The following is a 7,533-nucleotide window of genomic DNA, read 5'->3' as shown; positions in this document are numbered from 1 at the left end:
GTCGAACCAGTGGCGCCAGTCGAGCCCGTCGCACCAGTCGAACCTGTAGCTCCGGTCGAGCCTGTCGCTCCGGTCGAACCAGTGGCGCCGGTCGATCCCGTCGCACCAGTCGAACCTGTAGCTCCGGTCGAACCAGTGGCGCCAGTCGAGCCCGTCGCACCAGTCGAACCTGTAGCTCCGGTCGAGCCCGTCGCTCCGGTCGAACCAGTGGCACCGGTCGAGCCAGTCGCACCTGTGGCTCCGGTCGAACCGGTCGAACCCGTCGCACCAGTCGAGCCAGTTGCGCCGGTAGAGCCTGTCGCGCCAGTCGAGCCGGTCGCACCAGTCGCTCCGGTCGCACCTGTCGCTCCGGTCGAGCCAGTTGCGCCGGTAGAGCCGGTCGCGCCAGTCGAGCCGATCGCTCCGGTCGAGCCTGTCGCTCCGGTCGAACCAGTGGCACCGGTCGAACCAGTCGCACCAGTCGCGCCTGTGGCTCCGGTCGAACCGGTCGAACCCGTCGCACCAGTCGAGCCAGTTGCGCCGGTCGAGCCCGTCGCACCAGTCGCACCAGTGGCTCCGGTTGCGCCTGTCGAGCCTGTAGAGCCGGTCGCGCCAGTCGAGCCGGTCGAACCAGTCGAACCTGTGGCTCCGGTCGAGCCTGTCGCTCCGGTCGAACCAGTGGCGCCGGTCGAGCCCGTTGCGCCGGTGGAACCAGTGGCGCCAGTCGAGCCGGTCGCTCCCGTGTCACCAGTTGCACCTGTGGCTCCGGTTGCGCCCGTCGAACCAGTCGCTCCGGTCGAACCCGTTGCGCCGGTCGAGCCGGTTGCACCAGTAGAGCCAGTTGCGCCGGTAGAGCCGGTTGCCCCGGTCGCACCGGTAGCGCCAGTCGAACCTGTCGCTCCGGTCGAACCAGTGGCGCCAGTCGAGCCGGTCGCTCCCGTGTCACCAGTTGCACCTGTGGCTCCGGTTGCGCCTGTCGAGCCTGTAGAGCCGGTTGCGCCAGTCGAGCCTGTCGAACCAGTCGCACCTGTGGCTCCGGTCGAGCCTGTCGCACCGGTCGAGCCGGTCGCGCCGGTCGAACCTGTCGCTCCGGTCGAACCAGTGGCGCCGGTCGAGCCCGTCGCACCAGTCGCGCCAGTCGCGCCTGTGGCGCCGGTCGAACCAGTCGCGCCTGTGGCTCCGGTTGCGCCTGTCGAACCAGTCGCCCCGGTCGAACCTGTGGCTCCGGTCGAGCCTGTCGCGCCGGTCGAACCGGTGGTGCCAGTCGAACCAACCGGACCTGTGGCGCCAGTCGCGCCTGTCGCGCCTGTAGCGCCTGTAGCTCCCGTCGAACCGGCGCCCGTGGCGCCAGTCGCACCCGTGGGCCCGGTCGGACCCGGAGGGCCTGCACTCGTGATGGCAAGGCTACCGCCAGCAAAGGTATCGCCGTTGTGGCCGTTATTGGTGGCGTCTGTCGCAAAAGTATAAGTATTACCCGCGTCAGGCGTAAGTGTGCCGTATAGATTAAATCCACTCTCATATATTTGATAGGTGTGAGTGGTATCAGGAACTGTTATCGTTATGGCGAAATTAAAGGCAATGCTGTTAGTCGAAGAAGGTAGAACGAAGCTGCCGACAACCGCAGCCGGACTTGCAGTCGTATCTATAAGATAGAACGTATTTATACTTTTAGAGTTACCGGCTGCTATCGTTCCGGTGAGCGTCAGATCACCCGCCGTAAGCACCCCGGCGTAACTTGCCAGCCCATACGAGGTCAGCGGCGGCAGGGGCGTGGACGCGCCCGCGTGTGCTGATAGTTCCCAGCCGCCGCCCAGAGCGGCTGCGCCAACCAGCGACCGAGACGCGCAAACGCCCGCGCCAGTGGCCTTACCCAGCGCCTCGATGAAGGCTTCGCCCGCACCCTCTGATGCCGTCTCGCAGCTCCACAGCCGCAGCTCGCCGTCCGCGGCAAGCGCCCTGCCTATTGCCGCGAAATCGTCAGCCGCTTCTTTCAATGTCCCGACTGACCATTCTCCAGCAGCGAAGGTAATCCGGCCCGGTGCGCCATGCGCGATGACGTGGACCGCGTCGAGCCCTTCGTACGATGCGAGTATGGCAGCGATCTGCGGCGCCGCCGGCCGGCGGCCATCCAAGACGACAGCCCGAACTTCGGGTCGCACGTTGCCGAGAACCGTGTTCAGATCGGAGATTAAAGGATCCACAAAGAGAATTTCAGAGGCACGGGCCATGACTGGCTCCTGTTGGCTTCGAATTCAAGTCAAGCGGAAACTGCCCGGCGGCTTTGCCGGCGAGCGGTAAGGATTAAGGAGATTGGGCGGTCATCTTCCGGACGGCCCGACAGCGCCGCCTGGGCGACTAACAGCGGGGCTCTCTACCCGCAGGAAGCTGGCGGCCTGGAAATTCCCACCATCGTCAAAGGTCCCGATGTCAAGTGAGCCGGCGGTGCTTGGAACCTTGACGGTGATAACGACAGCGTGGCTTCGTTTGACGGCGGCGGGAAGAATGACCTGCCCGACGATCGCGCTCTTGGCGGTGTCCAGAATAAAATAGGTTACATTTGCGGTCGCATCGCCGATGGGCAAAACACCCCTAACGGTGACATCCATGGCCGCAGACACTGTTGCGTAGCTCATCATGCACTCCCCGATTGGCGGCGGCTGTGCCGCGGCTTCTCCTGCTCGGACCTTTGACTTTCAATAACCGCCGTGCGTCCGCAGCCCGACGAGGCTGGCCGCAGCCGCTCACGAAAGCTCGCCCGCGAAGCCCGTGATACGCCGCGCCATTCCAGACGGCGACGATTGGATCTGGTCGGCCAGTAGGAAGACGCCGAGCGCCCGACGGCGACACACGGCTCGAGTAGCTCTGCACTGTTTTGATGACGAAGGGGGCAGCCCACTGCCGGTTGCAGCAACAAATTGGCCGCTTGTGGCGCTCAGCTGCGGATACTTTTCGAGCTTGTCGAAGTCGCGGGCTTGACGTTCCCCGGCAAACGCACGTGATATCACTCGATCCATGACCCACTCCCGTCACAACTGACGCCGATGTCTCGGCGAAAACGCGCGAGAGAACTCCGGAATGGAAACGCGTCCGCCTCAAACAAAAAAAGACAAACGCTTACGCGGCCGCGCGTCCTTTGAACGCACGTTCTCAAACTTCCGCGAATTTGGCCTTGCTACTCCAGAACCCTCTGCTTGACTCCCCACGACTTCCCGCAGAATGCCAGCTACCCACCATCTGTGCGGGGGCCCCTCAACAGTAAGTATATTAGTAAATTCGAAAATTAGCGACTTGTAAACTATAAAGTGGCGGACCGACCTGACGCCAACTACTGAGGGGCAATTGTTGCAGGACCGCAACTCGGAAAAATAGTTTGAGAATCCTAGACTTAACCTCCCGCCTCAAATTTTCGCCAGCCTGAAAATGTGATCGAGGTCAAGCGTCGCAACTCATTGCGGAGAGGCGATGTAGACGCGGCTACCGCTTAGTCGATCTTGACGGCGCTTGGCAAATGGCGGTCAAGTAGGCGGGAATTGTCCGGGGATTTCGGCTGCTCCAGTGGCTGGGCAAATGATTGGGACTGCGCCGAACGCCAGTGAACAATGGGAGCTCGGGACGACCCGCGAACTTCCCTACGATACGCAAAGAATGGCGGAATGGCGCCGCGTCAGCTTGGCGGATCGTCCCACCGAGAGCAGATAATTCACAGATGACAAGCTCCAAACGCCTTTGCCTCAACATGATCGTCAAGAACGAGATGGCGAACCTTGAGCGCTGTCTCGGGGCGGTTGTCGACTACATCGACTGCTGGGTCATCGGCGACACCGGCTCGACCGATGGGACACAGGATTTCATCAGAGCGTTCTTCGCCGCTCGCAACCTGCCTGGCGAGTTGCATGAGTTCCCCTTCAAAAATTTCGAGCAGGCCCGCAACGCAGCGCTCGATCACGCTTATGCCTCGTCGCTCGCCTATGACTATCTTCTTTTTGACGACGCCGACATGGAACTAGTCGTCGAGGACGCGGGCTTCCGAGCGCAGCTCGACGGGCCTGGCTACCGGCTGCTGCAGCGGTCCGGTTCCGGGCTCGCGTATTGGAATACCCGACTTGTCAAGCGCGCTGCTGGCGCGCGCTACCACGGCGTGACCCATGAATATCTTGACGTTCCCGGCAACGTGAAGGAGCTGCGGAGCGTCTGGTACAAGGACCACGCAAGCGGATCGAACCGGGTCGACAAGTTCGAGCGCGACATCAAACTGTTGCTGGAAGCGCTTGAAAAGGATCCGGAGAACAATCGATACTGGTTTTACCTAGCGCAGTCCTACCGCGACGCCGGGCGGACGGCGGAGGCGGCAGTTGCCTACGCCAAACGCGCCAAGTTGGGCGGTTGGGACGAAGAGGCATGGAACGCGCGCCTGCAGGAGGCGCGTTGCTTGCAAAAGCTCGGGGACGATGCAGGCTTCATTCGCCAGGCTCTTGCTGCCTTCAATCAGCGCCCGCAACGCGCCGAGCCGCTCTACGACCTCGCGCGGTTCTACCGCGAGAATGGCATGAATGACGCAAGCGTGCTGTTTTCGGAAGCCGGTCTGGCGATCAAGAGACCCGAGCAAGACATCCTGTTTCTTGAGGATTTCATCTATACCACAGGTCTGCAGGAGGAATACGCAATTGCGGCAAATTACGCGCGCGATCCCGTGCGCAAGGACCGCGGGTTCGCGGCGTGCAACTGGCTGGCGCTGAACCGGAGCATCGCCGATGGTCCACGTGATCTGGCGCGGTCCAACCTGTTCTTCTACATCCAGCCCGCCAAGACGATGATGCCATCCTTCGGTGCGCAGCCGGTCGGCTTCACGCCCCCCGACGGCTACCGGCTGTCACATCCGTCGTTGACTCGGTGGGGCGACCAGATTGTGCTGTTGCAGGGGACGGTGAGCTTGATGGGGGCCGAAGAAAGTCTCCGAGCACAAATGCCAGATGGCGCAGCGGTCCATACACGCAATTTCTTGCTGCGATTCGATAATGAACTCGGCATCGAGTCGGCCAGTGAGATTTCACAGCCGGCCGACTTGCCGCAACCTGCTTACGACCGGCCCTGCGAATTTGAGGGCATGCGTCTGTTTACCTGGAAGGACCAACTGTGGTGCATCGCATACGTGCGCGCTTCGGCGCCAGATAGCTGGTGGGAACCCGCTATTGCGCACATAGAAGACCGCGGGCATGCGCTGTATCAACTGACCGACCGGCGTCTGCTTCGCCCGGTGAGTGCGAAGGTCCACGACAACAACTGGATGCCCCTCGTCAAGCCGGCCGGCATCGATACCGAACATGAGCGGCTGCAGTTCTTTTCTGTGGGCGATCCCATCTGCATCGTCGGCGAACAAGGGCAAACGATGTCGGAGAAGGCGCCTGCCGTCGCTGCGGACCAATTCAGAGCTGGTACGCAGGCGATTGCATTCGATGGAGGGTGGCTGGCGCTCGTCCACGAGACGCGCGCACCGCCAAACGAGGCTCAGCAGTACTGCCAGCACCGCTTCATCTGGCTCGACGAAGCAGGCTGCTTGGCGAAGATCAGCCGCCCGTTCTTCTTCAACAAGAAGGGGCTTGAGTTTGCCACCGGTCTGACCTGGCATCCGACGCATGAGCGGCTGCTGATTTCGTATGGCGTCACCGAGAACGAGTCGTGGATCGCGATCGTTGATGCTTCGGAGGTACGCTCGCTGCTGGAAGCCATAGACCATTTCTCGACGAGCGAGGCCGATTGGAGCGCACCGGCCATGAAGCCGTTGTCCGACGCTAGCGAGAAACCTGTCGAGTCTCAGCGGAGGGAACCTGCCAAGTACACCCGACCCGAACCGCGCGACGATGGCGATCCAAACCGGCCTGGCGGGCTCTCGAAAGTGGCAAGCAGCGTTGTCCTCTCGAGCAAAGCGAAGGGTACCGAAGAGATCCTTCTCGAACTGGCGCCATTCCTCCGTTTCGCGGATTCGCCGCAAGAGCGTCGCGCTCGTTCGCGAGCCTTCGATAGCCGGATCGCCCCCTTTCTAAACAGGGGAGATGCCGCGCTGCCTCAGATTCACTGCTTTTACGAGGTGCTGTCCGACAATGCGGAGCATCGGACCTTGGTTGCCGCCACCACGTCGATGCGTGCGGCGGGCCATCCCGTGAGAGTTTGGAGCTACTCGCCGAACAAGCTTGAATTCCTCCTGCCGCTCGGCATCGAGGTACGAGCCGCGGATGACGTGATGCCGCGCACCTTGTTCGAGCGGATCGTCGCCGGCTCCGAGATCCGGTATTTCAGCGACGCCTTCCGCTACGCCGTGCTTTACGAGCATGGCGGGTTGTGGATGGATTGCGACGTGGTCATGCTGAGACCGTTTCCGTTCCGGGGCGATTACTTCTTCAATCTGCAGTGGCGCGGCGGGGACCAAGGTCACTTCGTCTGTGGCAACGTGATCTATGCCGAAGCCTACAGCCACCATTTGAGAGCGCTCTACGAGATGTCGATCGAGCGGTTCTACGGTGAAACCGGAAAGGGTTTCGGCGAGATCGGCCCAAGGCTGCTCTCTGACTACATCGCTTCGGATGCAGGCGCCGAGCTGCGCGAATGGGTGTTTGGGCCGATGCTCTTTAATCCGATCGACTGGACCGAGATAAGCGAGTTCAACAAACCACTGTCAGAATTAGGCGTTTATTTTAATGATGAGCGTGTCTTCGGAACACATCTGTGGACGGCACGGAACGAGGCTCGCTCGAGCGGCGAAGGAGTGCCGCTCATCTCTTTGCTGATCGACCCGCTGCACAGCTTCCCGACGCTCACGAATCTTGCTGATCGCTTCAACACCGACAAAAACCGGCACACGGGCAACCGGCACGCCTACGCGCGCGCCTACGACCGACTGCTGTCGAGCCGAAGATTTTCCATGCGGCGGCTCATGGAGATTGGGCTGTGCCGCATTCCGGCGGAAGGCAGCCAGACAGAGACGCCCTCGGTCTCGCTGTGGCAGGCCTATTTTCCTTACGCCCAGGTCATCGGTGTGGACCTGACGGATTTTTCTCAGCTGAATAATGAGCGGTTCAAATCTTTCGTTTGCGACCAATCCAAGCTGGGGGATCTGCGCTCCGTTGCAGCCAAACTCGAACCGGGTTCACTTGACGTGATCATCGACGACGGCAGCCATGCCTCGTTTGACGAGCAGCTGACCCTGCGCGAATTCTTCCCGCTACTCGCCGAGGGTGGATGGTATTTCATCGAAGACCTCGACTGGCAGCCGCCGGGCGAGGATGCCGGCAAAATCACGCTCACCAAGAATCTCCTGCGAGAAATCCAACAGCACCGCACCGCACGATCAATTGACCCGGTGGGTATCAGCGACCTCGCCGATCAGTTTGCCGAAATCCTGTTCTTCGATAGCCATTTCGAGTTGAGCCGGGCAAAATTGCTCCGTGGTCTGGTGGCGATCCGCAAGCGCGGAGGCGTCGGCCTTGTTCGGTGAGGGTAGCAGGGCATTGCGGACGGGTTCGGGCGAGTCCACCCGCATAGGGGGTGCGCTGGTCATGG

At 61.4% G+C, this 7,533-nt stretch carries 3 protein-coding genes; 1 reads left to right on the top strand and 2 read right to left on the bottom strand.

The features are described from left to right. Together FJ958_RS19210 and FJ958_RS19205 are read right to left on the bottom strand one after the other, a co-directional pair. On the bottom strand, nucleotides 1-2,207 hold a 2,207-nt coding region (locus tag FJ958_RS19210), incomplete at its 3' end, for a DUF4347 domain-containing protein (RefSeq protein WP_140744748.1). A gap of 90 nt (nucleotides 2,208-2,297) precedes the next feature. Beyond that, nucleotides 2,298-2,615 (bottom strand): hypothetical protein, encoded by a 318-nt coding sequence (locus FJ958_RS19205; RefSeq protein WP_210243456.1) that lies wholly within the window; start codon nucleotides 2,613-2,615, stop codon nucleotides 2,298-2,300. Between the two features lie 1,070 nt (nucleotides 2,616-3,685). On the opposite strand from FJ958_RS19205, the gene FJ958_RS19200 reads away from it, so the two are divergent. After that, nucleotides 3,686-7,468 carry a glycosyltransferase gene (locus FJ958_RS19200; RefSeq protein ID WP_140744746.1) on the top strand — a complete coding sequence of 1,261 codons (3,783 nt, stop codon included), beginning with the start codon at nucleotides 3,686-3,688 and terminating at the stop codon, nucleotides 7,466-7,468. Nucleotides 7,469-7,533: the final 65 nt, after the last annotated feature.

Source organism: Mesorhizobium sp. B2-3-5 (assembly GCF_006442395.1).
In the GTDB taxonomy this organism is placed as follows: Bacteria; Pseudomonadota; Alphaproteobacteria; order Rhizobiales; family Rhizobiaceae; genus Mesorhizobium.
This window is presented reverse-complemented; position numbering and strand designations above follow the sequence as displayed.